A 26,203-nucleotide genomic window follows, 5' to 3' on the forward strand; every position below is an offset into this window, starting at 1 on the left:
CCTCGGTGGGGCCGGCGGCGAGCCGGCTCAGAACCCCAGGCGACGCAGCTGGCGCGGATCGCGCTGCCAGTCCTTGGCGACCTTGACATGTAGATCGAGGAAGACCGGGGTACCGAGCAGCGCCTCGATCTGCGTGCGGGCGCGRGAACCGACCTCCTTGAGGCGGGATCCGCCGGTCCCGATGACGATCGCCTTCTGGCTGGGCCGCTCGACGAAGACGTTCACCCGGACGTCGAGGAGAGGACGCTGCGCCGGCCTGCCCTCCCGGGAGACCATCTCCTCCACCACGACGGCGAGCGAGTGCGGCAACTCGTCGCRGACCCCCTCCAACGCGGCCTCACGGACGAGTTCGGCGACCATCACCTGTTCCGGTTCGTCGGTCAGCTCCCCACCGGGGTACAGCGCGGGCCCGGCGGGCAGCCGGGCGACAAGCACGTCGGCAAGCACGTCGACCTGGTAGGAGCGCACCGCGCTGACTGGAACGATGTCACTGAACTCGCCGAGCCCGGCGATCTCGAGCAGGCGGGCGCCGATCCGATCGGGATCGGCGACCCGGTCTGTCTTGGTGAGGATGGCGACCACCGGGGTGCGCTTGGGCAGCCGGGACAGCTCCTCGGCGATGAAGYGGTCCCCCCGGCCGACCGGCTCGTCCGCGGGCATGCAGAAACCGACGACGTCGACCTCGGACAGCGTGGCCCGCACCACGTCATTGAGYCGCTGCCCGAGCAGCGTGCGYGGCCGGTGCAACCCCGGGGTGTCGACCAGGACGAGCTGGGCGTCGTCGCGGTGGACGATGCCGCGGATGGCGTGCCGAGTGGTCTGTGGTCGCCCGCTGGTGATGGCGACCTTCGTCCCTACCAGCGCGTTCGTCAGCGTCGACTTGCCGGCGTTGGGTCGCCCGACGAGGCAGGCGAAGCCGGCCCGGAACGGCACCGAGGTCGTTGTCGACACGCTAGGTGGTCACCCTGGTCCGGGCGACGCCGTCCGAGCCGGCGAGGAACACCGGGATCCCGGCGCCGAACTCGGCCAACGTCGCCAGGTCGGCGCGGTCGAGCTCGTCCTTCTGCGTGACCACCGCGGCGGCTTCGAACCGGCGGGCGCCGCTGGAGACCGCGGCGGCCACCGCCGCGCGCAGCGCCGAGATCGCTAGCTCGGCCCGGCCCAGGCCGAGAGTCGCCGCCGCGTAGGTGCGACCGTCGGTGTCGCGCAGCGCCGCACCCTCCGCAGGGTCGCCCGAGGGGGCGTAGGCACGCAGCCGCGCCGCCCTGGCCAGCACCACGAGCTTCGCGTCCTCTGCGGCGAGGTCGAGAGCCGGGGCGCCGTCGGCCGAGTTGCCATCGGCAGGCACGGTTCCCGACCGGGTCGCGTCGGCGGTCACGAATTCACCTTTCTGTCCGACGACGAGCTGCGCACKGGTTCGCCGCCGTCGTCGGATCGGGGAGGCGGCGAGCCGTCGTCGCCGTTCGACGGATGCGGCAACCGCTGGACGACCACGGTGCCAATCTGGTTACGCCGGCCGGCGGCCCGTTCCGCCGACAGCCGCAACCCACCGACCGTGACCGTCKCACCCGGGATGGGCACCCGTCCCAGGGCCGTGGCCAGCAGGCCACCGACGGTGAGGCTGTCATCCGCACCGGGCAGGTCGTCCACGTCGAAGTCAAACAGCTTCGCCAGATCGTCGACGTCGAGCCGGGCGGTCACCCGCGCGGTGTTGGCGTCGATCCACTCCACCGGCGGAACCTCGTTGTCGTACTCGTCGGTGATCTCACCGACGATCTCCTCAAGGATGTCCTCGATGGTKACGAGTCCGGCGGTTCCACCGTACTCGTCGATGACGATCGCCATGTGGGTACGCGACGCCTGCATCTCACGGAGCAGGTCGTCCGCGGGCTTGCTCTCGGGCACGAGTGCGGGTGAACGCATGATCTCGGCGATCGCACCATCCTCGCCCCCCTCCCGTTCCCGGCGGACCATGTCCTTGAGGAAGGCGATCCCCACCACGTCGTCGACGCTCTCCCCGATGACGGGGATCCGCGAGAAGCCGCTGCGCAGGGCCAGCGCGAGAGCCTGCCGGACGGTCTTCGTCGACTCGATGAAGACCATGTCCGGACGCGGCACCATCACCTCGCGCACCAGGGTGTCCCCGAGCTCGAACACCGACGCGATCATGTCGCGTTCCTCACGCTCGATGACCTCGTTCTCCTCGGCGAGGTCGACGAGATCGCGCAGCTCGGCCTCGGATGCGAAGGGACCATCCCGGAAACCAGGACCGGGGGTGACCGCGTTGCCGAACGCGATCAGCAGCCGGGGCAACGGCCCGAAGATCCGCGCCAGCCGGACCGTGAGACCGGCGCTGGCCAACGCCACCGCAGGGGCGTGCTGGCGGCCCAGGGTGCGGAACATCACCCCGACGAGGATGTACGCGACCAGGGTCGAGGCCAGCGTCCCKAGGCCGATCGCGGCGAACCCGGCCCCGTAGGCGTGCACGAACAGCACCGTGATACAGGCCGCGGCGAGCATCTCCGCGACGATGCGCAGGAGCAGCAGCAGCGCGAGGTAGCGGCCCGGATCGGCCACGACGGTCGCCAGGTTCCGGGCGCCGGCCCGGCCCTGGCGGGAGAAACCCTCGACCGTCACCCGGGAGACCCGGGTCAGGGCCGCGTCGATGCCGCCGAGACCCGCCGCGGCAAGCGAGCCCATCACGGCGATGAAGACGAGAAAAAGATCACCGGAACTCATGCGGACCCCCTTGTGCCGGGTCAGCGTGCGGGCGCGGCAGGGGGCTCTCCGGCGCCACCGCCACGGCCCTGGTCACCACGGCGGCCCTGGTCACCACGGCGGCCCTCGCCGCCGTCCGCGGCACCGCGGGCGCCGTCCGCGCCGTCCGCGCCGTCCCACGACGCGAGCAGCTGGCTCTGTACCTTCCACATCTCGCGTTCCTCGTCCGGCTCGGCGTGGTCGTAGCCGAGCAGGTGCAGGATGCCGTGGGTGCACAGCAGGGACAGCTCGCGATCGAAGGAGTGACCGGCCTGCTCCGCCTGCCGCCGCGCGACGTCCGGGCACAGCACGACGTCGCCGAGCAGGGTAGTCGGATCGTCGTCGACCGACTCCGACCACGAGGCGTCAAAGGCATCGTCCTGCGGGAAGGACAGGACGTCGGTCGGACCCTCCTCGCCCATGTACCGGACGTGCAGATCGGTCATCGCCTTCGGCTCTACCAGCATCACCGAGAGCTCGGCGAGCGGGTTCACCTTCATGGCGTCGAGCACGAACCGGGCGAGCGCGGCCAGCCTCACCTCGTCGACGTCACTCGCGCCCGACTCGTTGGCAACGAATACGGCCATCAGCGGTCCTCTCCGACCGCGGCGACGGTCACCGTCGGTCCCGACGAGCAGACCGGGCCGGAGCGGGTGGCGGCGCACTGGCCGCGTCCCAGCGGGCGTAGGCGTCGACGATCTCGCTCACGAGCCGGTGCCGAACCACATCGGAGCTGGTCAGGGATGCAAAATGGACGTCGCCGAGGCCGTCGAGGATCTCCCGGACCACCCGCAGCCCGCTGCGGGTGCCGCTGGGGAGGTCGACCTGGGTCAYGTCCCCGGTAACGACGATCTTCGCGCCGAAGCCGAGCCGGGTAAGGAACATCTTCATCTGTTCCGGCGAGGTGTTCTGGGCCTCGTCGAGGATGATGAAGGCGTCGTTCAGCGTCCGGCCGCGCATGTAGGCCAGTGGGGCCACCTCGATCGTGCCGCTCTGCATCAGCCGCGGGATCGAGTCCGGATCGATCATGTCATGCAGCGCGTCGTAGAGCGGCCGCAGGTAGGGATCGATCTTCTCGTACAGGGTCCCCGGCAGGAACCCGAGGCGTTCCCCCGCCTCGACCGCGGGGCGGGTCAGAATGATCCGGTTCACCTTCTTGGCCTGCAACGCCTGAACGGCCTTCGCCATGGCGAGGTAGGTCTTGCCGGTGCCGGCCGGCCCGATCCCGAAAACGATGGTGTGCTGGTCGATCGCGTCGACGTACCGCTTCTGGTTCAGCGTCTTCGGCCGTATCGTCCGGCCCCGGCTGGAGAGGATGTTGAGGGTGAGAACCTCGGCCGGCCGCTCCTCGGCGCCGCTGCGCAGCATCGCCAGCGAATGGTCGACATGCTGCGGGCTGAGCTCCGTCCCGGCGTCGAGCAGCGCGATGAGCTCAGSGAACAACCTGGCGGCGAGCTCGTTCTCAGCCGGAGCGCCGGTAATGGTGATCTCGTTGCCACGCACGTGGATATCCGAGGAGAAAGCCTTCTCGATGGTACGGAGCAGCTGATCCTGGTGACCGAGCAGACTCACCATGCTGTGCGGACCGGGTACGACAATGCGCGTCTGGACCCTGGTGTCGGGCGCGACGGGTGGCGTAACGGATTCGGGCATAAAGAGCGGCCAGCGAGGCCGGGGCACCTCTCAGGATTGATGATCGCGGTGGGTGGCGCGGCGCGGACGGCCGACACCGGACAGAACCCCTCCAGCCGGAGGGACCGCCCAGCGAGGCGGACCACGGACGCTACCTGACCAGTCTATCCATCATCGCGCCGGGCCGTCCCAACGACCGAGGTCCGCGAACACGACCGCCGYGGCCACGACGCCGGCGGTGGATGTGCGCAGCACCGTCGAACCGAGCCGCGACACGATCGCTCCGGCCTCGCCCAGCGTGGCCAGTTCCAACTCGGACACCCCTCCCTCGGGGCCCACGACGAGCACCAGCTCCGCCGCCGAGGCGGCCGGAGYCACTCGCTCCGACACCTCAACCGAGCGGGCCAGGCCAACCAACGGGATGGTCGCCTCCTCGTGCAGGAGGACGGCAAGCGCCGCCGCCCGCACCCGCTCGACAACCTCCTTCAGGCCGGCCAACTCGCCCACCACCGGCCAGTGCAGTCGGTGGGACTGCTTCGACGMCTCCTCCGCGGCTCTGACCCAGCGTTCCCGGGCCCGCACGCCACGGACACCCTCCCAGCGGGCCACGGACCGGGCCGCCGACCACGGGACGATCTCGTCGACACCGACCTCGGTCAGCATCTCCACCGCCCGCTCGCCCCGATCCCCCTTGGCAAGGGCCTGCACGACAACCAGTCGGGGGCTCGGGGCCGCGGCGGCGACCCGGCGCCGGACCGCGCAGTCGATCTCATCCCGCCGGGCGGCAACGACCTCGCACTCCACCGCACGGCCGAGACCGTCGGTCACGTCGACCGGCTCCCCCGGCCGCAGCCGGCGCACCATGGCCGCATGGCGACCCTCCGGACCGGCGAGGGTGAACGAGTCCGCGATCGGCAGCGGCGACAGCCGGAACAGGGCGCTGGTCAGGATGCATCCTCTCCGCAGCGGTCACGGCCGATGACCGGGCTAACGGCCGCGGCGCGTGCCCCGCCGCCGGAATAGCCCCGCCGCGCCGCCGGCGGATCCGCCCACGACGGCCGGTGCCTCCTCGTCGCGCAGCTTCGCCAGCTCTCGTAGCAGCCGCTCCTGCTCGCCGTCCAGCTTCGTCGGAGTCTCGACGTTGATGTGGATGTGCAGATGACCGCGCCCGGCGGCCCGCAGATGCGGAACCCCGCGGCCGGCGAGCTTGATGACCTCACCGGGCTGGGTGCCGGGCTTCACGGCGATGGTCTCGGTGCCGTCGAGGGTCTCCAGCGTGGCGGAGGTGCCGAGCGCCGCCGAGGTCATCGGCAGCGGCAGCTCACAGTGCAGATCGTCGCCCTCCCGGGTGAAAACCGGGTGCTGCTTCTCGGAGACCTCGACGTAAAGGTCACCGGGCGGCCCACCGCCGGGCCCGACCTCGCCCTCGCCCGACAGCCGGATGCGCATGCCGTCCTCGACCCCGGAGGGGATCTTCACAGTGAGCGTCCGGCGCTTGCGCACCCTGCCGTCGCCGCCGCAGTCCCGGCAGGGATGCTCGATCACGGTGCCGGTACCCGAACACCGCGGACAGGGCCGGGAGGTCACCATCTGGCCGAGGAAGGAACGGGTGACCTGCTGGACCTCGCCCCGCCCGCCGCAGGTGCCGCAGGTCGACGGGTGCGTGCCGGGAGCCGCACCGGCACCGGTACACGTCGAGCACACCGCCGMCGTGTCCACGGTGATCTCGCGCGTGGCGCCGAACGCGGTCTCGGACAGGTCGAGCTCGATGCGCAGCAGCGCGTCGTTGCCGCRCCGGACCCGGGACCGGGGCCCACGGCTCGACCCGCCGCCGAAGAAGGCGTCCATGATGTCACCGAGGCCGCCGAAACCGGCGCCGAACGGCGAACCGCCACCGCCGCTGCCACCGGGCGCGAGCGGATCGCCGCCCAGGTCGACGATCTGGCGCTTCTCCGGGTCGGAGAGCACCTCGTACGCGGCCGTGACGCCCCGGAAGCGCTGCTGTGCATCCGGATCTGGATTGACATCCGGATGCAGCTCACGGGCCAGTTTGYGGTAGGCCCGCTTGATCTCGTCGTTCGACGCTTCCCGGCGTACGCCCAGAACGGCGTAATAATCCACTGCCATCAGTCGGCACCCAAGAGTTCACCCACGTATTTGGCGACGGCCCGGACGGCCGCCATCGTCCCCGGATAGTCCATGCGCATCGGGMCGAGCACCCCCATCCCACCCAGCGCGAAGGGACCACGACCGTATCCCGTGGCCACCACCGCGGTGGACCGGAGGGCGTCCACATCCGTTTCGCGACCGATCMGTACCGTTACAGTACCGGTCTCCCGCGCCGAGCCGATGAGTTTCATCAGCACGACCTGTTCTTCTAACGCCTCAAGTATCGACCGCAACGAGTCGGCGAAGTCGACCGGGGACCGCGTGAGATTCGCCGTCCCAGCCATCGCGATGCGCTCCTCCTGCCGCTCGACCAGCGACTCCAGCACGGCACCGGYCACCGTGGTCAGGTAGGGGCGCAGCTCGGAGCGGGTGCTGTCGGRCAGGGCCGCGACGATGTCGGGGGCGTCGACCARGCGCCGGCCGGCCAGCGCGCAGTTGAGCACGGAACGCAGCTCGCCGGCGACCTCGTCGTCAACGGRTACGAGGCTGTCGACGATACGCTGYTCGACCCGGCCGGTGTCGGTGATGAGGACCATCAGCAGGCGGTACGGGCCGAGCGTGACAACCTCGATGTGCCGGATGCTGCTGCTCGACAAGGAGGGGTACTGCACGACGGCCACCTGCCGGGTGAGCTGGGCGAGTAGCCGCACGGAGCGGCGCACCACGTCGTCCAGGTCGACGGCGCCCTCCAGGAAGCTCTGGATCGCCCGACGTTCGGCCCGGGACAGCGGCTTCACCCCCGACAACCGGTCCACGAACAACCGGTAGCCCTTGTCCGTCGGTATCCGTCCTGCGCTGGTATGAGGCTGTGTGATATACCCCTCTTCCTCCAGGGCGGACATGTCATTACGGACAGTAGCTGGCGATACACCGAGATTATGCCGCTCCGCCAGCGCCTTGGAACCCACCGGCTCGTTGCTCAGCACAAAGTCCTCAACAATCGCCCGAAGGACTTCGAGCCGCCGATCCTCCAGCACGCGGTCGCACCCCCTTCACCAGGCGGGACGTGGCCGGGCCACGGTGTGTGCAGCGGCGGACACCCAGCTTGGCACTCGGCCGCAGTGAGTGCCAAGTGTAGCCGCCTGCTCAGGTCGAAGCACAGAACATGAGCCACCCCGCGAATGACCGGTAAGGGCCCGGCGACGTCCTCGTAACGAAACGAGCATGCCGGTACCCAGGTTCCGGTCCCGCCCGATCGGGCCACCGGACGGCCGCCGGTCGGGCAGCGGCGTCAGTCGGGCAGCAGGGCTCGCACGACCGTGTCGGTGAGCAGACGACCGCGACGAGTGAGACGCACCCGGCCGAACTCCAGGGCACCGGGTTCCACCAGGCCGGACTTCGCGAGCCCGGCGGTGGCCTCCCGGCCGGGCCCGTCCAGCTCACCGACGGCCAGTCCCTCGGCCAACCGGACGCCCAGCATGACCCGCTCGACCCGGCGGGCCTGCGCGTCGAGCTCCTCCCGGGCGGCCGCGGGACTGCGCCCGGCCCCCAGCCGGGCCGCGTACTCCGCCGGATGACGCACGTTCCACCATCGCACCCCGCCGACGTGGCTGTGCGCGCCCGGACCGATCCCCCACCAGTGATCTCCGCGCCAGTACCCCAGATTGTGCCGACACCGGGTATCGGTCCCCCGCGACCAGTTGCTGACCTCGTAGCTGGTCAGGCCGGCCGCGCACAGAGCGTCATCGGCCTGCAGGTAGCGGTCGGCAAGCAGGTCGTCGTCGGGTTCGAGCAGCTCGCCCCGGCGGACCCGGCGGGACAGTTTCGTGCCCTCCTCAACCGTCAGCGCGTAGGCACTGACGTGGTCCGGGCCGAGCTGGATCGCCGCGTCCAGGCTMGCCGCCCAGTCCGCCTCCGACTCGCCCGGAGCCCCGTAGATGAGGTCCAGGCTGACCTGGTCAAAGCCCGCCTTGCGGGCCCAGCGCATCACCTCGGGCACGCGGCCAGGGGTGTGCCGCCGGTCCAGGGCGGCGAGGACGTGCGGACGGCTACTCTGCATCCCGAAGGAGATCCGGGTGTAACCGGCGGCGCGCAGCTGCTCCAGTTGCGCCGGATCCACCGACTCCGGATTCGCCTCGGTGGTGATCTCCGCGTCGGACGCCAGCCCGAACCCGTCGTCCAGGATCCGCAACAGCCGCCCGAGATCGTCCGCGGTCAACAGGGTCGGCGTGCCGCCACCGACGAAGACCGTGGAGACCACCAGCTCCTGCTCACCAAGCACGGTACGCGCGAGCCGGACCTCGCCGGTCGCGATGTCGACGAACGTCGTGAGGCCCACCGACGACACCAGGGCGCCGCCTAGGTCGGCCRCCGTGTAGGTGTTGAAGTCGCAGTAGCCGCAGCGCGCCGCGCAATAGGGCACATGCACGTAGACCCCGAACGGCCGCCGGGTCACCTCGGCCAGYGCGGCCGCCGGGAGGGCACCGTCGTCCGGCGGAAGCGAGCCGTCGGGAGGCTTTTGTGRCATGCCCCCAGTGTGCCCCCAACGTGTGCTCTCGCGGCAACGCTACGTTTGCCAACCACGCGGGCGGGCCAGGGGTGGCCACACGAGGACCACCTAGGGATAAGGYCGGAATACCCACTTCGGCGATGTTGGCCGGGTGTAATGACATTTTGTCATCGTTGGGCACAGAAGGGAAAATATGGGTGGTTCACCATGGACCGATCGACGTCGGTGCGAAAAGATCCGGTCATGGACGACGACGCCAGGGCCGTTCTCGACGAGATCTTCGAACTGCTCCCGCCCCGAACCACCGTGTACCGTTCCAGCGCCGCCGCCCCTGTCGCGGACCTGTCGTTCCCCGAACCGGCCACCGAACCGATCCGCCTCCCGGCCAGCCCCCTGCCGACCCRCTGAACGGCCGACTCACTGAACAGGCGGATGGCACCACGGTCCCGCGTCGGCCCCGCACCGGACTCACTTCACCGCCGGTTTGCCGGTGTCCGTGGACAGCGCCGCGATGAAGGCCTCCTGCGGCACCTCGACCCGACCGATCGTCTTCATCCGCTTCTTGCCCTCCTTCTGCTTCTCGAGCAGCTTGCGCTTGCGGGTGATGTCGCCGCCGTAGCACTTGGCGAGCACGTCCTTGCGGATGGCGCGGATGTTCTCCCGCGCGATGATCCGGCTGCCGATCGCAGCCTGGATCGGCACCTCGAACTGCTGGCGCGGAATCAGCTCGCGCAGCTTGGTCGTCATGGACACGCCGTAGGCGTAGGCCTTCTCACGGTGCACGATCGCCGAGAAGGCATCGACAGTCTCCCCCTGCAACAGGATGTCGACCTTCACCAGATCGGCCAACTGCTCCCCGGCCGGCTCGTAGTCGAGGCTGGCATAGCCCCGGGTCCTGGACTTCAGGGCGTCGAAGAAGTCGAAGATGATCTCACCGAGAGGCAGCGTGTACTTGAGTTCCACCCGGTCGGTCGACAGATAGTCCATCCCCTTCAGGACACCGCGCCGGCCCTGRCACAGTTCCATCACCGCCCCGACGAAGTCGGTCGGCAGCAGCAGCATCGCCTCGACGACGGGCTCGTACACCTCGGCGATCTTCCCGCCCGGCCAGTCACTGGGGTTGGTCACTATGATCTCGGAATGGTCCTCCATGACCACCCGGTAGACGACGTTCGGGGCCGTGGAGATGAGAGTGAGGTTGAACTCGCGCTCCAGCCGCTCCCGGACGATCTCCAGATGCAGCAGGCCCAGGAAGCCGCACCGGAATCCGAACCCCAATGCCGCGGAGGTTTCCGGTTCGTAGGTCAGGGCGGCGTCGTTGAGCTGAAGCTTGTCGAGAGCCTCGCGCAACGCTGGATACTCGCTGCCGTCGATCGGGTACAACCCGGAGTACACCATCGGCAACGGATCCCGATAGCCACCGAGCATCTCCGTCGCCGGCCGCCGGGTAGTGGTGATGGTGTCGCCGACCCGGGCCTGCCGGACGTCCTTGACCCCGGGGATGACGTAGCCGACCTCGCCGACCGACAGCGACCCGGTCGGATGGGGGTCCGGCGAGATGACACCTACCTCGAGGGTCTCGTGGCTCGCGCTGGTCGACATCATCAGACACCGGTCGCGGGTGGTCAGCGTGCCATCGACCACCCGCACATAGGTGATGACGCCGCGGTAGATGTCGTAGACGCTGTCGAAGATCATCGCACGAGCCGGACCGTCCGGATCGCCGACCGGGGCGGGCACCCGGCGCACGATCTCGTTGAGCAGCTCCGGCACTCCCTGGCCGGTCTTGCCGGACACGCGGAGCACCTCGCCCGGCTCGCAGCCGATGATCGCCGCGATCTCCTCGGCGTACTTCTCCGGCTGGGCCGCCRGAAGATCGATCTTGTTGAGTACGGGAACGATGGTCAGGTCGTTCTCGATCGCCAGGTACAGGTTCGCCAGGGTCTGCGCTTCGATGCCCTGGGCCGCGTCGACCAGCAGCACCGCGCCCTCGCAGGCCGCGAGCGAACGGCTCACCTCGTAACTGAAGTCGACGTGGCCCGGTGTGTCGATGAGATGCAGGATGTAGTCCCGACCATCGTCGGCCCGCCACGGCAGGCGCACGTTCTGGGCCTTGATGGTGATCCCGCGCTCGCGCTCGATGTCCATGCGGTCGAGGTACTGCGCGCGCATGTTGCGCGCCTCCACGACACCGGTCACACCAAGCATCCGATCGGCAAGAGTCGACTTGCCATGGTCGATGTGGGCGATGATGCAGAAGTTGCGGATCATCGTCGGGTCGGCGCCGGGCGCCAGGTGCGGGGCTGTGGACACGCGGAGAGTTCTCGTTTCGCTCGCGGTGATCACGGTGGAGCCGCCCGTGCCGATATCTGGGTCGACCACCTTCATCGTGCCAGGAGCCGCGCGCAACGTTGCGCCGGTGCGCCGCCGCGCGGGGGTTTGATAATCTGAGTGCCACCGTGACGGGCCGCGTCGTCGTCCGGTCATGATCTGGTCGATCATGACCTGTCCGGTCATGATCTGGTCGCCATTCCGTGCGGCGCCGGTCGCCGGAGGCAGCCGGTTCTCCGCGGTACCTGCTGCTCCCAGGAGCCAGCGAGATATGCCGGATCACCGGGCACGGCCGGTACCCGTACTATGACGTGTCCGCACCACCCCGACTCGACAAATCAGAGGTTCTCCCGCGTGGCCAACATCAAGTCGCAGATCAAGCGCAACCTCACCAACGAGAAGCGGCGGCTGCGCAACAAGGCTGTGAAGTCGGAACTCAAGACGCACGTGCGTCGCTTCCGCGACGCCGTGGATGCCGGTGACGTCGAGCGCGCCGGCGAGACGCTGCGGATCGCGTCCCGCAAGCTGGACAAGGCCGTCAGCAAGGGTGTCATTCACGCCAACCAGGCCGCCAATAAGAAGTCGGCACTGGCTCGCACGCACGCCAACCTGGCCGCCAGCTGAGTCGTCTTCCTCCAGCCGGGGCGCCGCAGGCGTCCCGGCTTTTCCGCGTGCCCACCCGTCGGTCGGGCCTCTCGCCCGGTCAGAGCCCGCCGCACGGCGTGGAACGGGCTCCGGGCTGCTGTGGAGCCGGTTCCGCCGAGACCTCGTCCGGCCGGATCAGCCGCTCAAGCACTTCGTGATAGGCAACCATCGCGCCGACGGTCAGCGGGAGGACACCGACCACCCAGGCGCTCGCGAGATCACCGAGTGCGATCACCACCGTGACCAGCCCAGTCACGATCATGAGCAGCCCCCGCATCCAGCCCGCCGGTAGCACCCGCAGGCCGAACCAGCCGCCCGGCGGCGGGGCCTCGGGGTCGGCTGCCGGCTGAGGAGCCACGACGATGCCGGCACCGGCTCCCGGACCGTCAGCCGTCCCCGGACCGTCAGCCGTCCCCGGACCGTCAGCCGTCCCCGGACCGTCAGCCGTCCCCGGACCGTCGGTCATCCACGGCTCCCGGCCGCCCGGGCCCGCCCGACCAACCTGGCCACGGCGACCTCGCGCAACAGTTTCTCCAAGGCGTAACCGGCGTCAACCGCAGCGCCCTTGACGCCGGCGTCGGCCTCGGYGGCCGCCCGCAGGGCCTGGCCGAGACCCCGGTCCGACCATGCTCGGGCGGAGCGCTGCGCCTTCTCGACCTTCCAGTCCGGCATACCCAGGGCTCGGGCGAGATCCCACTTCGAGCCGGGACCCGCGGACGCCACCCGGGCGAGGTCACGCAGACCACCGGCAACGGCGCTGGAGACCAGTACGGCCGCGGTACCCCCCTCCAGGGACTGACGCAGCAGCGTCAACGCCTGCGGCAGGTCGCCGCCGATGATCGCGTCCGCGACGGCGAACCCGCTGGCCTCGGCCCGGCCCCGGTGGAAACGGGCCACCGCGGCCTCGTCGATCAGCCCGTCGGTGTCGGCCACGAGTTGATCGCAAACGGCGGCGAGCTCACGCAGATCACCACCGACCGCGTCGAGCAGGGCGCGCACCGCGCCGTCGCTGACCCGGCCGCCGAGATGCCGCACCTCGGCGACGACGAAATCGTGACGCTCCCGCGGCTTGGTGATCTTCGCTGCCGGCACGACCCGCGCGCCCGCGGTCTTCAGCACGTCCGCGAGTTTGCGGTTCTTCACCACGCCGCTGTGGACGACGACGAGCACGACGTCGTCGAGCGGACGAGCGATGTACTCCAACAACGCGTCACGCAGATCCTCGGCGAGGTCCTGCGCGCCGCGGACGACCATCACCCGGCCACCTCCGAACATCGAGGTGGCGCCGAGGTCGATCAGATCGGCCTCGCTGAGCTCACCGGCCGGCCGGTCGACGATCTCGACATCGGGATCACGGGCCCGAGCCGCGTCGAGAACCCCGCGCACCGCTCGACCGACGAGTAGATCCTCGTCGCCGGTGACGAGYACGAGCGGCGGCAGTGCGGAGGAGGACACGCAGGTGAGCATGTCACGATCCGCCCCCGGGCCGGCGGAGCACCACCGAGACGCGGACTCCCGCCCCCGACCCGGAGGCGGCTCCCGCCAGCGACCCRGACTCGGCGGACCCGGCGGGTGCCGCCGTGGCGACCACCGCCACCGCGCCGTCGCGGTCGGTCCGGGCGACGGCCATGCCGGACCGGCGCAGCGTCCGCAAGGTGGACGGCGCGGGATGACCATAGCTGTTCCCGGTGCCGACGCTGATCAGGGCGAATCGGGCCCCGGTCGCCGCGAGGAAGGTGGCGTCCTGATCAGCGGCGCCGTGATGGGGCACCTTGAGCACGTCGGCTCGTAGCGCCGTCCGATCCTCCGGGCTGCCGGTCAACACCCGCTGGGCCGGCGGCTCCACATCCCCGGTGAGCAGGATGGTCACCTCCCCCACCCGTGCGGAGAGCACCAGGCTCGCGTTGTTGGGATCGCTCTCGGTGCCGTGCAACACGGTGCGCGGAGCCAGGACCGTCCAAGAGACCGCCCCCACCTGTGCCCGGGAGCCGATGACGGCCGTCCGCAGCGGCACACCGGCCCGCCGGGTCCACTGTTGGACCCGGTGCCACTGGAGAACGGGTTCCCCCAGCGGACTGCCGAGTACCTCCCCCACCGGAAGCCGGCCGAGCACGGCCGGCAGCCCCTCGACGTGATCGGCGTGGAAGTGGCTGAGAATGACCACCGGTATCCGTCGCACGCCGAGGTCGGAGAGGCAGCGGGTCAGCAGGGCCGGATCGGGGCCGGCGTCGACCAGCACCGCGGTGCCCGGTCCCGCCGACAGCACGAGGGCGTCGCCCTGACCGACGTCGCAGGCGACCAGGCGCCAGCCGGGCGGCGGCCACGGCGCCAGCCGCCCGGCGACGGCGCATCGCGCCAGGAGCAGGCCGACCAGGGCCGCAGCGACCAGTCGCCGCGGCACCCGCCGCCGCAGCGTCGCCACCACGAGCCAGGCGACACCGGCGGCCACGCCCGCTCCCATCACCCCCGTGGGCCACGGCAGCGTCGCGGCAGGAAGATCGGCGCACCGGCCGGCGACCGTCACCAGCCACCAGCACGGCAGATCGGCGAGGTGCGCGAGCAGCCCGGCTGCTGACGGCGACACCGCCGCCACGACCAGCGTCAGTACTCCCAGCACGGTCGCCGGTGCGACGGCGGGCACGGCCAGGACGTTCGCGGGCACCGCCACGAGGCTCAGCCCMCCGCCGGTCCAGGCCAACACCGGGGTGCACGCCAGCTGGGCGGCGGCCGCGACGGAGAGCACCTCKGCGATTCGCGCCGGCAGCCGGCGAGCGAGCGCGTCCCGCCAGCCCGGCGCGAGAACGATCATTCCGGCCGTGGCGAGGACGGACAGCGCGAAGCCGACCGAGAGGGCGAGCGCGGGATCCGCCAGGATCAGGATGATCACGCTCGCCGCCAGGGAGGGCAGCACCGCCCTGGGACGGCCAACGGCGAGCCCGAGCAGGCCGACCAGACCCATCGCCCCGGCACGCAGCACGCTGGCCGAGGGCCGGGCGAGCACGACGAACCCGACGAGAGCGAGGGCTCCCACCGCGGCGCGCGACCGTGACCCACGCCCGGTCCATCCCATGAGGTAGAGCGCCGAGGCCGTCACGATGGCGACGTTGCTACCGGACACGGCCGTTAGATGGGACATTCCGGCGGCGCGGAAGTCCGCGCGCACCGCATCGTCGAGCCCGGAGACGTCGCCGACCACGAGGCCGGGCAGCAGCCCGCGACGCGGTTCAGGCAGTCCCCCAGCGGCTCGACGCAGCCCGGCCCGCAGCCCCCCGGCGATTCGTTGGATCATTGCGGGTCCGCCGCGGGTCCGCGGTGGGCCGTCGGCGAACAGGACGGCGGCCACGGTGTCACCGACCCGGGGTTCGGCGAGCCTGCCGGAGACGACCAGGTGCTGGCTGGGCAGCAGAGCACCCCAGCCGCCACCCCGCGCGAGCAGGACCATCGGGGCCCGGACCCGCAGATCCGCCGGTGACGCGGTAAGGCGTTCCGCCCGGACGGAGATCACGAAGGTCACGCGATCGGCGCCGCCGCCCTCTCCTCTTCCCTCTCCGGCTCCGGGCCCGGTTCCCGTCCGGACCGCGGTGGACGAGGAGGTGGCGCGGGGATCGTCGGTGACGACGACCTCGGCGGTGACCGGACGGCCATGCCGGACCAGATCGGCGAGCGGGCCGCTGTCACGCGGACGAGCCGCCAGTCCACCCGCGAGAAACCCGGCGGCCAGGAAGACGAGGGCCGTGAGCACGACGACAGTGCCGCCGGAGCACCGCCCAACGCCCCGGGTGAGCGGCGCGCTGCGCGGCTGCGACTGCGACTGCGACGGACGAGACGCGCCCGTAGCCGCCTCGGCCCGAGCGCCGCCCGGTCCCGGGCGAGTCGGCCGACCACCCCGCGGACGGACCTGGAGCAGCAGGAACATCGGAGCCGCGACGAGCACCGCACCGGCGGCGCCCAGCAACGGAACGGACGGCGGCCAGGTGCCGGCACCCGCCGCGCCAGCCCAGGCCATGACCGCCGGGCCCACCAGCCGGGCGTCCATGGGACGGGAAGCCCCGGACGGCCGTTCCGGCAGCGCGAGTCCGGTCTCCATCCCGACGTCGACCACTGGAACGTCAAACCTTCAGCAATGGCAGCAGATCGGCCAGCCGCTTGTCGCCGACTCCGGTCACCTCCGCCAGCTGCTCGGGCGACCGGAAGGGCCCGTGCGCCGTGCGCCACTCGACGATGCGGCGAGCCAGCACAGGCCCCACCCCGGGCAGACCGTCAAGCTCCTCGGCGGTCGCGGCATTCAGGTCGATCGGACCGGTCGCCGCGGTGGAACCGGCGGACCCGAGGCCAGTACCCGCAGGTTGCCCGGCCGCCGTTCCGGGCCGCGCCGGGCCGGGCTTGCCGTCGACGAGGACCTGTTCTCCGTCGACCAGCAACCGGGCCAGGGCGAGGCCGGTCGTGTCGGTGCCCGGGAGCACTCCCCCGGCGCGTTCGATCGCATCCACCACGCGCGCGCCCGCCGGGAGCCGGACGACCCCCGGCCGGGCCACCCGGCCGGCGACGTCGACCACCACCTCGCCGCTCGCCCCGGTGCGGGCGGCCCTGGCCGTCGGTGCCGAAGTCACGCTCGTATCCGTGGCGGAGGTGGCCCCGTGGTCCGAGTGGTCCGACCGGGCGTTGCCAGCCGCCGCCGACTCCCCCGTCCGGGGGGTATCGACCTCGGAGGAGGCGAGCGGCACCGGGCGGTGCTGCCAGGAGAACCAGGCGGTCATGAGCGCGGCGGCGAGGGCGACCAACGCGAGAACGAGGGCGGCCCGGGCGGCCGGCGCCACCACGATGCCATGCAGCGTAGCCGGAAGCCGCCTGCGGATGACGCCGACCAGATCGCCCCGTGGAACTCCCGGCGCCGGCCGGCCGGCCGATGGCCCGCGATCAGGTCCCCGGCCGCCCTCGTCCTCGCCATCGTCCATCTCGCGCCCCGCACGGGGGTGGACCAGACGGGAGTGGACCGGACGGCGCCGATCCGTTCGGCCGGCGACCAGCCGGCCAAGATCGGCCCCTTCCGCCGCGAGCTCGTCCGCGACCCATCCGCCGGCGGCCCGGTCCTCATCAAGGAACACGCCCTCGCGAATCCCGAACAGGTCGGACTCGTCGCCACCGATCTCCTGCTCGTCCTCGGTGAACGTGGCGTCACGAACGCGGCGGGATCCACCAGCTGAGCCGTCCGCTGGGGGGTCCGGCGGACGCAGCGGCACGGTGGCGTCGTCCGACGGCAGCAGGTCCAGCGATGGCCATCGCGACGAAACGGACGTTTCAGGCGGAAATGCGTGGACGGGGAAACGCGGCGACGGGGCCGACAGCGGGTACCCGGGACCAGGGGTGGATTCGACCATGGCTGGACCGTAGATCGATCACGGCGGCTCCCGCTCCGCTCGCCGCCGTCCTGTGGACAGCCGCCCGTCGTCCACAGCCCCCGCCCAGTGGCCTGCCGGGGTCCCGGTTCTGTCGCAGCCACGGGCTCGGCGGTAAGGTCCGCTCGACACTGATTGTGGGAGCACCACTGGGAGGTGCGCCGATGCGCGTGACTGTCGACTACGACCGCTGCGCGAGCAGCGGAACCTGTGTCCGTCTCGTCCCGAACGTGTTCGAGATCCGCGACGACGGCTTCCTCTACCTCCTCGACGAGGAACCCGACGACGCCAGGTGGGACGACATCCAAGAGGCTGTTGACTCCTGCCCGACCGAGGCGATCAGCATCTCCGACAGCTGATCACGACGTGGCGGTCGGCCGGGAGAGTGAGTCGCGGTAGCGACTCGCCGGAACCGGGTAGAGACCTTCTGGCGAGAGCGGCCCGCGCGTATCCGGGCGGAGCCCCGACCCGGGGAGGTGCCTCGATGGCCACGATCTACCGGCAGCACCGACGTCAGCAAGCCCCCAGCGCGCTGTGGCCGGCGTTGCTCCTGCTCGGTGCGGCGGTCACCGTGCTGGGACTTCTGCTGATCACGAACCCCTTCRCGACAGCCCGCACGCTGGCGGTCCTCGCCGGGGTGGCACTCGTGCTCTCCGGTATCAGCGAGACGATCGCCGCGGTCCGGTCGGAGAACACTGCGGGGACCGCCCTGTTCGGGATCATGCTTGCGCTCGGCGGCGTCATCGTGCTGCTGTGGCCGGGAGTCACCCTCCGAGTCGTCGCACTGCTCGTCGGCGCGATACTGATCATCACCGGGGTCGTCCGGGCCCTGGTGACCTGGGCGAGCAGATCCTCGCGCGGGACCGGCCGCGGCATCGCCGGTCCGCTCGCCTTGGCCGCGCTCAGTGTCGTCCTCGGCGTGCTGGCGCTGACCTGGYCGGGAACGACGATCATGGTACTAGCGGTGATCTTCGGAATCCAACTGATCGTCACCGGTGTCACCGAGATCGCGCTCGGGCTCGCGCTTCGCCCGCACGGTCACTCCTGACCTCCGGCGACMATCCGTTCTCCGGATTTCCGGCGGATCAACCCGCGATTGCCGAGCGCGCCCGCCGAGTCACCCGCCTCCCGGCCCCGCGGCGGTGCCTTTGCCCGGGGCATTGACGGGGGTATCGACCGGGTCATGGACGGGGTCATGGACCGGGTCGATGCCGAACGACGACAGATCGACGGTGCCGCCCGCCCGCGTGGACGGACCGGTACCACCGCCGACGGAACCACCGGACCGCTCCGGGTCCACCGCGAGAGCCGTCCGCCCGCCCGCCTGCGCGACGGCCGCGGCGACCACCGGATCGATCTCGACGGGATCGATGAGATGACGACCCTTGTTCCGGACACTGCCCACCTCGGCCGCGACCGGATGCGCCGCGACCACCCCGGCCGGAGCCGGCCGCAGCAGCGAGGCGAACGCGGCGGGATCGCGGACCGAGGGATCCATCCAGCGATCCCAGGCGGCCTCGGGCAGGATCACCGGCGAGYGGTCGTGCAGGAACTCCAGCCCCGCGGCGGCCCCGGTCGTGAGGATCGTGAAGGTCACCAGCGGGGCCTCACCCCGGCGCCAGACCTCGTAGAGACCCGCGAACGCGAAGATCCCGCCGGTCGCGGGATGGCCCGCGGGACGGATGTAGAAGGGTTGCCCCCGCCGCGAGCCACCACCCGGATGAAACCACTCGTAGAAACCGGTCGCCGGGACGAGGCAGCGCCGTGCGGCGAAGGCCGATCGGAACGCCGGCTTGGTCGCCGCCGTCTCCGACCGCGCATTGATCATCTTTGCCCCGATCGTCCGCTCCTTGGCCCAGGACGGCACCAACCCCCAGGTCGCGAGGCGAAGGACCCGCTCGGTCCGGGCGGCAGCCGGCGGCTTCCCGGCCGGGTGCCGGCCGGCCGGAGGGAGGTGCGCCTCACCCCGAAGAGCGCCGTCCGGGAGCTCACGCGGCTCGGCGATGACGATCGGCATCGCCGAGGTGGGCGCCACGTTGTAGTTCTCCGCCACCCCGCCGGCAGTCTCGTCGCGAGCGGACATCGCCGCGGCGAGGTCGTCGGTCTTCAGCTTCTGGGTGTACCGACCGCACATGGCGCCAGTGTGGCACCCGGGTCCGACAGTTCCAGGTTCCGCGCGGAGGTCACCCGAACGCGAAGGTCACCCGAACAGCGTGGCGAGGCCACCGGCCAATGCACCGAGGTTGACCAGGCCGAAGAACCCGACCCAGAGCGTCGGGGGCAGTCCGGTCAACCGCGCGAGCTGATCCGGGTCGGAATCCCCGGCCCGGCGCCGACGGCGCCCCCGCTGMACCTCGATCACCGGGCGGATCGCGCCCAGCAGCAGGAAGCACGCGATGTACGCGGCGAATCCGGCGCGCACGGTCTGCGGCGCGAACCAGGAGACCGCCAGGATTCCCGCGGTACTCCCCAGCACGGACAGGGCCCCGAAACCGTTGCGGATCACGACCAGCATCGCCAGCAGCAGCGCCACGCACAGCTGCAGCAGCAGACTCGTCCGGCCGGTGGCCAGCAGGCCCGCGGCTCCGAGACCGAGCAGAGACGGTGTCGTGTAGCCGGCGGCGACGGTCACGACGACACCCGCACCGGTCGGCCGTCCGGAGGACACGGTTACTCCGGAGGTGTCCRAATGCAGCCGAACGCCGGCCAGGCGGCGCCCCGTCGCGACCGCGGCCAGGGCATGGCCGCCTTCGTGTGCAATTGTTATCACATGTCTGGATATCGGCCATAGGCGGTCGCTGAGTACCGTCAGGGCCGCCAGAATCGCGGCAACGACGAGCACCCACTGCGGCGCCGCCGGCTGCGCCGCAATGCTCCGGCGCAGAATCTCCATTTCCGTCGTCTCTCCCTCATCCGCGCGGTTGGTCCCGCTCCTCCACAGACGCCTGATACGAACATCATCGATCCTGCCCTCACCCCACGCGACGTTGCCTTCCGGTGAAACCGGACCGCGGTATCGCCGGACATCCACGACGACCGGTGTCAGGGGGTGGGGGTAAGGTCGTGTCGCATTCGGCACACCGGGGAGACCGCGAGGAACATCGAGGAGTGGCCCGTCGTGGCGGAGTACGTCTACCGGCCGGTGGTCAGCATGGTGCGGGGACTTTTCGGCGCACTGCGCCTGCGTCTCGACATCCAGGGCACGGAGAACATCCCGGCATCGGGTGGCGRCATCGTCCTGATCAATCACGTCTCGTACCTGGACTTCGCGCTCGCGGGTCTGCCGTTCTGGATCGCGGAGCGTCGGCTGGTCCGGTTCATGGCCAAGAAGGCCGTCTTCGACCACCGGATCAGCGGGCCGCTCATGCGCGGCATGCACCACATCCCGGTCGACCGGGAGGCCGGCGCAGCGTCTCTGCGCCACGCCCTCGACGCACTGCGCGCCGGGGAACTCGTGGGCGTCTTCCCCGAGGCGACAATCAGTCCGAGTTACTGTCTGGCGACATTCAAGACCGGGGCGGCCCGGATGGCCGCTCACACGAAGGTGCCGGTGATCCCGGTGATCCTCTGGGGCAGCCAGCGCATTTTCACCAAGGGGCGGCCCTTCAGACTGCGGGACGCGATCGGTGTCCGCGTCTCGATCACGGTGGGCAGGCCCGTCCAGCCCACGGAACTGGGTAAGGGCCGCGACGGCACGGCGCTGCTGGAGAAGGTGATGAACGAGCTGCTCGACGACGCGCAGCGCCGCTACCCGCGACCCGCGCCGGGCGAGCCGGACTGGTGGCTRCCCGCGCATCTCGGTGGCTCGGCTCCTGATCGGCCGGCCGATCAGGACGCCGCCGAGCAGAGCACCTCCGAGGAATCCGGCCAGAGCTGACAGATCATCCCCGCCGGAATCCTTGCCGACCGACGATCTCGCGGACGGCTCTGCGCTGTTACCGTGCGTTATTCAAGGAAGTGCTCACCCACGAACACCGCCCCGGGACGGAGACCCGTCGACCTCGGTACCGGACGGCGGCGGCCCGGACGGCGACCGGTACCGGGTCAGCAAAGCGGCCCGGCGCGCGGGGTGCAGGTTCGCCCGGCTGACGTCCCCGCCGTAATGCTCGACGACGCGGTCGTCCATCACCCGAAACCACACCGGCGGGAGATACGCCGCGAGCAGGAGCGTGGCGTACCCCGCCGGTAGCTGGGGAGAGGCCTCGAAGGACCGCAGTGCCTGGTAGCGCCGGGTCGGGTTGGCGTGGTGGTCGCTGTGTCGCTGCAACTGGTAAAGCGCCAGATTGCTGATCACGGCGTCGCTGTTCCAGCTGTGCCGGGGGTCGACCTTCTCATAACGCCCGCTCGGAGTCAGCTCCCGGGCCAGGCCGTAGTGCTCGATGTAGTTGACCCCCTCCAACAAGGTGAACCCGAAGGCCGCCTGGGCGACGAGGAAGACGAGTACAGCCGGCCCGAACTCGACGGCCAGCGCCAGGAACAACACCGCGGTGAGCAACCAGCCAAGCACGACCTCGTTGCGCACCGACCAGACCCGTCGGCCGCGCAACCGTAGCCGGGCGGCCTCCAGCGACCAGGCGGAACGCAGGCTGCCGACGACGGTCCGCGGCCAGAACCGCCAGAAGCTCTCCCCCAACCGGGCGCTCGCCGGGTCCGCCGCCGTCGCTACCCGCACGTGATGGCCCCGGTTGTGCTCTACGGAGAAGTGACCGTACGCGGCCGGCGCCAGCATCAACCTCGCCAACCAGCGCTCGAAAATCCCCCGCTTGTGGCCGAGCTCGTGCGCGGTGGTGATGCCCACCCCGGTCACGGTGCCGACCGACACCACCACGCCGATCCGGGCGGACCACGACAGGTCGCCGTTCGTCCAGGCCGAGGCGCCCAGCAGCAGGCCGACGCCCGCCAGCGGCGGGTAGAGATACGTGCACYGGCGGTAGTAACGGTCGGCCTCCAGCGCGGCCCGGATCTCCTCCGGTGGATTGACCGGATCCGGCGGTGTGGTCATGTCGAGCAGCGGAACCAGGACGAAGACGAAGAGCGGGGTGATCCACCAGTGCAGCTCGACACCCGTCCGATGCCACAGGCCGTATCCCACGATGGCCAGCAACGGAACGATGATCGCGGTGAGCCACATGTACCGCTTGCCGTCCCGCCAGGCGAGGCCGCCGGGCGCGGTGAGGACAGGTGCCGCCATCGGTACCTCCGATTTGCCGGCCGGACCGCCGACCGGCGCCGACCGCCACCGCGGGGCGAAAACCCCTGACGGCGCACGATAACTGGACAGTGAGCCTGCCACGTGTCATATACGGTGACAACAGAACGCCGGTCACATCGAGGAGCAGGACCCGTGCAAACAGGTGGCGTGACGCCGTCGCCCGCGGGCCGGCGGTCCCGTTCGATGACCGACTCGCCCCCCTGGATCGGCGGGGTGATGGTCGGCACTCTGTTGCTGTCCACCGTTGTTCTGATCACGTATACGCTGCTTCCCCTGCCCGGCCAGGAACGTCTGGGTGCGGGCAACTACGTCCTCGCCGCCGTGCTGTTCGCCGCCAACATCCTGCTGCCCCGGCTCCTGCGATGGCACCGGCGCCGCCGGAACCACCGGCCATGATCCATCCGCGCGCCGGTCCCCGCCCCAGGCCGGCCACGTGGCCTGTCCCACGCCCGGCGCATCCCGGCGCCTTCCGGGAACTCCGGCTGCCACGATGGCCGAATGTCCGCACTGATCGTGCTCTTGGTCGGCCTGGTGGCGGGCATCGGGGTCCGGCACCGCGGACGACTGCCTGCGGACACCGCCCACGTGATCAACCTCTGGCTGCTGGACGTGGCCCTGCCCGCTCTGACGCTGCGCGCCATGCACGGCATCGTCTTCCCGCCGAACCTCGCGCTCGTCATCGCCGCGCCCTACCTGCTCTTCGTCCTGACGACGGCCGGCTACGTGCTGGCCGGACGAGCGTTGCGGATGCCGCGGGAGGTCGTCGTCGCCCTGATCGCCACGACCGCGGTGGCGAACACGAGCTTCGTCGGCATCCCGATGGTGACCGCCTTCTTCGGCGCGTCGTCGGTCCCGGTTGCCGTGCTCGTGGATCAGCTCGGTTCCTTCCTACTGCTAAACACGGTGGTCCTCGGGACGGTCACGWTCAGTGCCGGCGCATCGCTTTCCCGCGCCGAGCTCGCCCGTCGAGTCCTCACCGCTCCGGCGCTGATCGCCTTGGTGGCCGCGCTCGTCCTGCGGCCGGTGACCTTCCCGGGCTGGCTGAACGCCGCGCTGGGGTCGCTCGGTGGCACCCTCACCCCGCTCGCCCTGTTCTCCATCGGTCTGCAACTCCAGGTGCGTGCGGTCCGGGTGTGGTGGCGGGAGCTGGCCCTCGGCCTCGGCGTCAAGCTGGTCGCCGCGCCCGCGCTCGTGGTGGGGATCTACGCGCTGACGGGGAGCGTCGGAGATCACGACGTGCGGGTGGCCCTCTTCGAGGTGGCGATGCCCCCGATGGTCGCCGGCGCACTCATCGCCGCCCGTCACGAACTCGCGACACCGTTGCCGARCCTGCTGGTGGGAGTCGGGGTTCCGCTGTCGTTCGTGAGCCTGGTGGTCTGGGCGCTGCTCCTCGGGGCCTGAGGAGGTGGGGGGCCTGAGTCGTGCTCGTCCTCCAGTGGGGTCACCGCTGTAGCGGGCGCCCGGCGTGCTGATCACACCCCACGTGGGCGGGTTGACCATGCGTGCGGCGCACCGGGCGGCACCTCCCACGAGCGCGCGCCGTCGGCGCACGGGGCGAGATGTGTGTCCGCGATGGCGGAGAAATCGCCGAAGAACTTGATTTCCAGCCGCTCGCGACAGACACCTCCCTTGCCGTCCGGCGCGAGACGCAGAAAGTACAGCACGCTCGTACCTCCGGCAGCCGGCCGGTCATGCGGGTTGTAGCCGCCACCGTCCCAGTGGAACTCGGCCCGGGTCCGCAACACCCAGCGCAGTCCCTCGATGATGATCGGATTTGGGTCCGGCAACCGCATCGCGAAGTGCCGCTCGAGCTCGAACACGCGTTCCTGCTCGATGAGCCCGGCCGGTAGTCCAGGTGTCCGCCGGAGCATGAAGATCTCCAACGTGCGGTCCGCGCCCGCATCGGACCGCAGCGCGGCGTGGGTGAGACGCACGTCGAGCAGCTCCGCGCGCACCGCGTAGCGCTCGGCCAGCCGGGCCTTCACGATGACGCTGGGCACCAGCGCGCTCGGCCGCACGCCGAGAGCGGGCAACGCCGCGAGCGCGGCCTCGAAGTCGTCCACGGCGATCAGCAGCGCCGCGTGGTCCAAGACGCAGTACCGTGCCACCAGATCGACGAGGGCCGCCGCCTCGTCAAGGCCGTCGAACAGGCCGGCGAGGAGACCCTCGGTGCGCAACGCGCGCAGCGGCGCGCACACGGCCTCAATCCGGCGCACGTCGACGACGTCCAGACCGCTACCAGGCCGTCCGAGGTCGGGATGCCCCGGTGAGGCCGTGAATCCCTGCGCTTCGATCATCCCGTGCCACCTTCCGCCGCGCGGATGTGCATGACGACCGGACACACCACGCCGATTCGTCCAGTCGGGTTCCTGCTCAGTCGGGTCAGGCCACCTTAGGCCGCTGGGCCTGGCCACCACGGCAGATCCGGCCCTGGAGCGTTCCTGGCAGCCTAGCGGGGTTGAGATAACAGCCCGTCACCACCCACCGGCGAATCGCTCCTTACCGGTAAAATTGTCGCATCACCTGTGTGACGAGGCTCGCTGGCATCCCCGGGCCGCGACAGGCCCGTGGAATAAGCCGGTGGAATGAGGAGGCGCGCGCCACGCTTCTTCCTGACGACGGACGCGACCCGTGGCGTAAGGAGGACCTCAACCCGTGCTTGATCCCGATGCACTTTACGATCTTGCCGAGGACCTGGCCGGCGGTTCGATCGATCTCGGCCGTCCCGTCATGCTGGAGGCGATGACCGGGGTGGTTGACGCTGGCAGYGCGGTCAGCCTGGCCGGCGAGCACCTGATGACCGCGCTCGACCACCGGCTACTCKCCACCTTCGACATCGACCAGTTGCTCGACTACCGGTCCCGCCGGCCGACCATGGTCTTCTCCGAGGATCGCTGGGAGAGCTACGAGGATCCCGTCCTCGCGCTGTACCTGTTGCGGGACGAGGCAGGCACTCCGTTCCTGCTGTTGGCCGGGCCTGAGCCAGATCTGCAGTGGAAGCGGTTCACGGTGGCGCTGCGAGGCCTCGTGGCCCGGCTCGGCGTCCGTCTGACGGTCGGGCTGAACGCGATTCCGATGGCGGTGCCGCACACCCGCCCGTTGGTGGTGAGCGCGCACGCGACCCGTAAGGACCTCATCGTGGGGTACGAGCCCTGGCTGCGCCGGCTACAGGTCCCCGGCAGCGCCGGCCACCTGCTGGAATTCGAGCTCGGGCGGGAAGGCCGGGATGCGATGGGTTTCGCCGCTCACGTCCCGCACTACCTGGCGCAGACGACCTATCCGGCGGCCACCGAGGTCCTGCTGACCTCGGTGTCGAAGGCGACCGGGCTCCTGCTCCCGCTGGACGGGCTGCGCTCCGCCGCGGTTGCCATCCAGGACGAGGTCGACAGCCAGATCGCCAGGGGCGGTGAGGCCGCCGCGCTGGTCAGCGCCCTGGAAGAGCAGTACGACGCCTACCAGCGCGGACGGCGCGGGCCGAGCCTGCCGGCCGCGGACGACGTCCAGCCGCTGCCGACCGCCGACGAACTCGGCGATGCCTTGGAGCGTTTCCTCGCCGAGCAGACCGAACCGGACGGTCCCACCCCGAATCCCTGACCCGGGTCAGGGATTCGG

At 70.6% G+C, this 26,203-nt stretch carries 27 protein-coding genes; 9 read left to right on the forward strand and 18 right to left on the reverse strand.

The genetic code is table 11. From position 1 onward, the window contains the following. Positions 1-27 precede the first annotated feature (27 nt). From era to hemW, 9 genes are all read right to left on the reverse strand, one after another. Complete coding sequence (gene era, locus Manayef4_RS06940) at positions 28-951, reverse strand: GTPase Era (protein WP_070131037.1); 924 nt, start codon at positions 949-951, stop codon at positions 28-30. A gap of 1 nt (position 952) precedes the next feature. Then, positions 953-1,348, reverse strand: a complete 396-nt coding sequence (locus Manayef4_RS06945; RefSeq protein WP_049761055.1) for a hypothetical protein — start codon at positions 1,346-1,348, stop codon at positions 953-955. Positions 1,349-1,374: 26 nt separating this feature from the next. After that, on the reverse strand, positions 1,375-2,739 hold the full coding sequence (locus Manayef4_RS06950; RefSeq protein ID WP_070131038.1) for a hemolysin family protein: 1,365 nt from the start codon (positions 2,737-2,739) through the stop codon (positions 1,375-1,377). Between the two features lie 20 nt (positions 2,740-2,759). Further along, a complete protein-coding gene (gene ybeY, locus Manayef4_RS06955; protein ID WP_070131055.1) occupies positions 2,760-3,344 on the reverse strand; it encodes an rRNA maturation RNase YbeY in 585 nt (194 codons plus the stop codon). Positions 3,345-3,372: 28 nt separating this feature from the next. Beyond that, positions 3,373-4,410: a PhoH family protein gene (locus tag Manayef4_RS06960; protein WP_070131056.1), complete on the reverse strand. Its 1,038-nt coding sequence runs from the start codon at positions 4,408-4,410 to the stop codon at positions 3,373-3,375. A gap of 150 nt (positions 4,411-4,560) precedes the next feature. Beyond that, complete coding sequence (locus tag Manayef4_RS06965) at positions 4,561-5,253, reverse strand: 16S rRNA (uracil(1498)-N(3))-methyltransferase (RefSeq protein WP_070131039.1); 693 nt, start codon at positions 5,251-5,253, stop codon at positions 4,561-4,563. A 123-nt stretch (positions 5,254-5,376) separates the two neighbouring features. Continuing rightward, positions 5,377-6,516, reverse strand: coding sequence for a molecular chaperone DnaJ (dnaJ, locus tag Manayef4_RS06970; protein ID WP_070131040.1), 1,140 nt, complete (start codon positions 6,514-6,516; stop codon positions 5,377-5,379). Next, the gene (gene hrcA, locus Manayef4_RS06975; protein ID WP_070131041.1) at positions 6,516-7,535 is read right to left on the reverse strand and encodes a heat-inducible transcriptional repressor HrcA; all 1,020 of its coding nucleotides are present in this window, start codon (positions 7,533-7,535) and stop codon (positions 6,516-6,518) included. Before hrcA ends, dnaJ begins: the two co-directional genes overlap by 1 nt. Positions 7,536-7,789: 254 nt before the next feature. Continuing rightward, positions 7,790-9,025: a radical SAM family heme chaperone HemW gene (hemW, locus tag Manayef4_RS06980; RefSeq protein ID WP_070131042.1), complete on the reverse strand. Its 1,236-nt coding sequence runs from the start codon at positions 9,023-9,025 to the stop codon at positions 7,790-7,792. 225 nt (positions 9,026-9,250) lie between these two features. On the opposite strand from hemW, the gene Manayef4_RS06985 reads away from it, so the two are divergent. After that, positions 9,251-9,415 (forward strand): hypothetical protein, encoded by a 165-nt coding sequence (locus Manayef4_RS06985; protein WP_254665502.1) that lies wholly within the window; start codon positions 9,251-9,253, stop codon positions 9,413-9,415. Positions 9,416-9,475: 60 nt separating this feature from the next. On the opposite strand, the gene lepA is transcribed toward Manayef4_RS06985, so the two are convergent. Continuing rightward, complete coding sequence (gene lepA / locus Manayef4_RS06990) at positions 9,476-11,278, reverse strand: translation elongation factor 4 (protein WP_139140027.1); 1,803 nt, start codon at positions 11,276-11,278, stop codon at positions 9,476-9,478. Positions 11,279-11,692: 414 nt separating this feature from the next. On the opposite strand from lepA, the gene rpsT reads away from it, so the two are divergent. Then, positions 11,693-11,962 carry a 30S ribosomal protein S20 gene (rpsT, locus tag Manayef4_RS06995; RefSeq protein WP_011435705.1) on the forward strand — a complete coding sequence of 90 codons (270 nt, stop codon included), beginning with the start codon at positions 11,693-11,695 and terminating at the stop codon, positions 11,960-11,962. Between the two features lie 79 nt (positions 11,963-12,041). On the opposite strand, the gene Manayef4_RS07000 is transcribed toward rpsT, so the two are convergent. From Manayef4_RS07000 to Manayef4_RS07015, 4 genes are read right to left on the reverse strand one after another with little or no spacing between them, the layout of a single operon-like run. Beyond that, positions 12,042-12,449: a hypothetical protein gene (locus Manayef4_RS07000; RefSeq protein ID WP_070131044.1), complete on the reverse strand. Its 408-nt coding sequence runs from the start codon at positions 12,447-12,449 to the stop codon at positions 12,042-12,044. Beyond that, positions 12,446-13,450 carry a DNA polymerase III subunit delta gene (holA, locus tag Manayef4_RS07005; RefSeq protein WP_070131045.1) on the reverse strand — a complete coding sequence of 335 codons (1,005 nt, stop codon included), beginning with the start codon at positions 13,448-13,450 and terminating at the stop codon, positions 12,446-12,448. The genes Manayef4_RS07000 and holA overlap by 4 nt, the downstream gene beginning before the upstream one ends. 1 nt (position 13,451) lies before the next feature. Beyond that, positions 13,452-16,085: a ComEC/Rec2 family competence protein gene (locus Manayef4_RS07010; RefSeq protein ID WP_201783439.1), complete on the reverse strand. Its 2,634-nt coding sequence runs from the start codon at positions 16,083-16,085 to the stop codon at positions 13,452-13,454. Between the two features lie 7 nt (positions 16,086-16,092). Continuing rightward, on the reverse strand, positions 16,093-16,803 hold the full coding sequence (locus Manayef4_RS07015; protein WP_051569444.1) for a ComEA family DNA-binding protein: 711 nt from the start codon (positions 16,801-16,803) through the stop codon (positions 16,093-16,095). A 6-nt stretch (positions 16,804-16,809) separates the two neighbouring features. Here Manayef4_RS07015 and Manayef4_RS25750 point away from each other — a divergent pair, with 6 nt between their 5' ends. From Manayef4_RS25750 to Manayef4_RS07030, 3 genes are all read left to right on the forward strand, one after another. After that, positions 16,810-17,187 carry a hypothetical protein gene (locus Manayef4_RS25750; protein ID WP_035730063.1) on the forward strand — a complete coding sequence of 126 codons (378 nt, stop codon included), beginning with the start codon at positions 16,810-16,812 and terminating at the stop codon, positions 17,185-17,187. 356 nt (positions 17,188-17,543) lie between these two features. Beyond that, positions 17,544-17,738: a ferredoxin gene (locus Manayef4_RS07025; RefSeq protein ID WP_011435700.1), complete on the forward strand. Its 195-nt coding sequence runs from the start codon at positions 17,544-17,546 to the stop codon at positions 17,736-17,738. 125 nt (positions 17,739-17,863) lie between these two features. Further along, the gene (locus tag Manayef4_RS07030) at positions 17,864-18,427 is read left to right on the forward strand and encodes a DUF308 domain-containing protein (protein ID WP_070131046.1); all 564 of its coding nucleotides are present in this window, start codon (positions 17,864-17,866) and stop codon (positions 18,425-18,427) included. 69 nt (positions 18,428-18,496) lie between these two features. Here Manayef4_RS07030 and Manayef4_RS07035 read toward each other — a convergent pair whose 3' ends face one another. After that, a complete protein-coding gene (locus tag Manayef4_RS07035; protein WP_070131047.1) occupies positions 18,497-19,513 on the reverse strand; it encodes an SOS response-associated peptidase in 1,017 nt (338 codons plus the stop codon). Positions 19,514-19,579: 66 nt separating this feature from the next. Then, on the reverse strand, positions 19,580-20,272 hold the full coding sequence (locus Manayef4_RS07040; protein WP_139140026.1) for a M50 family metallopeptidase: 693 nt from the start codon (positions 20,270-20,272) through the stop codon (positions 19,580-19,582). Positions 20,273-20,497: 225 nt separating this feature from the next. Here Manayef4_RS07040 and Manayef4_RS07045 point away from each other — a divergent pair, with 225 nt between their 5' ends. Next, positions 20,498-21,256, forward strand: a complete 759-nt coding sequence (locus tag Manayef4_RS07045) for a lysophospholipid acyltransferase family protein (RefSeq protein ID WP_070131048.1) — start codon at positions 20,498-20,500, stop codon at positions 21,254-21,256. Positions 21,257-21,340: 84 nt separating this feature from the next. Here the strand turns inward: Manayef4_RS07045 and Manayef4_RS07050 are convergent, their stop codons facing one another. Beyond that, positions 21,341-22,570: an alkane 1-monooxygenase gene (locus Manayef4_RS07050; RefSeq protein ID WP_070131059.1), complete on the reverse strand. Its 1,230-nt coding sequence runs from the start codon at positions 22,568-22,570 to the stop codon at positions 21,341-21,343. 204 nt (positions 22,571-22,774) lie between these two features. Between Manayef4_RS07050 and Manayef4_RS07055 the strand changes: the two genes are divergently transcribed. Both Manayef4_RS07055 and Manayef4_RS07060 read left to right on the forward strand, forming a co-directional pair. Then, positions 22,775-22,987, forward strand: coding sequence for a hypothetical protein (locus Manayef4_RS07055; protein WP_049760855.1), 213 nt, complete (start codon positions 22,775-22,777; stop codon positions 22,985-22,987). Between the two features lie 102 nt (positions 22,988-23,089). After that, positions 23,090-23,992 carry an AEC family transporter gene (locus tag Manayef4_RS07060; protein WP_070131049.1) on the forward strand — a complete coding sequence of 301 codons (903 nt, stop codon included), beginning with the start codon at positions 23,090-23,092 and terminating at the stop codon, positions 23,990-23,992. Between the two features lie 71 nt (positions 23,993-24,063). Here the strand turns inward: Manayef4_RS07060 and Manayef4_RS07065 are convergent, their stop codons facing one another. Next, the gene (locus Manayef4_RS07065) at positions 24,064-24,888 is read right to left on the reverse strand and encodes a hypothetical protein (protein WP_011435692.1); all 825 of its coding nucleotides are present in this window, start codon (positions 24,886-24,888) and stop codon (positions 24,064-24,066) included. Between the two features lie 358 nt (positions 24,889-25,246). On the opposite strand from Manayef4_RS07065, the gene Manayef4_RS07070 reads away from it, so the two are divergent. After that, positions 25,247-26,185 carry a PAC2 family protein gene (locus tag Manayef4_RS07070; protein WP_070131050.1) on the forward strand — a complete coding sequence of 313 codons (939 nt, stop codon included), beginning with the start codon at positions 25,247-25,249 and terminating at the stop codon, positions 26,183-26,185. Positions 26,186-26,203: the final 18 nt, after the last annotated feature.

The sequence above is a fragment of the Frankia sp. CgMI4 genome, from assembly GCF_001756285.1.
Lineage (GTDB): Bacteria > Actinomycetota > Actinomycetes > Frankiales > Frankiaceae > Frankia > Frankia casuarinae.

Excerpts from the sequence above, each read along its gene's own strand:
- Manayef4_RS25750 (WP_035730063.1), top strand. The coding sequence starts at position 16,810 with ATGCAGCGTAGCCGGAAGCCGCCTGCGGATGACGCCGACCAGATCGCC.
- ybeY (WP_070131055.1), bottom strand. The coding sequence starts at position 3,344 with ATGGCCGTATTCGTTGCCAACGAGTCGGGCGCGAGTGACGTCGACGAG.
- Manayef4_RS07000 (WP_070131044.1), bottom strand. The coding sequence starts at position 12,449 with ATGACCGACGGTCCGGGGACGGCTGACGGTCCGGGGACGGCTGACGGT.
- Manayef4_RS07055 (WP_049760855.1), top strand. The coding sequence starts at position 22,775 with ATGACCGACTCGCCCCCCTGGATCGGCGGGGTGATGGTCGGCACTCTG.
- Manayef4_RS07065 (WP_011435692.1), bottom strand. The coding sequence starts at position 24,888 with ATGATCGAAGCGCAGGGATTCACGGCCTCACCGGGGCATCCCGACCTC.
- Manayef4_RS07025 (WP_011435700.1), top strand. The coding sequence starts at position 17,544 with ATGCGCGTGACTGTCGACTACGACCGCTGCGCGAGCAGCGGAACCTGT.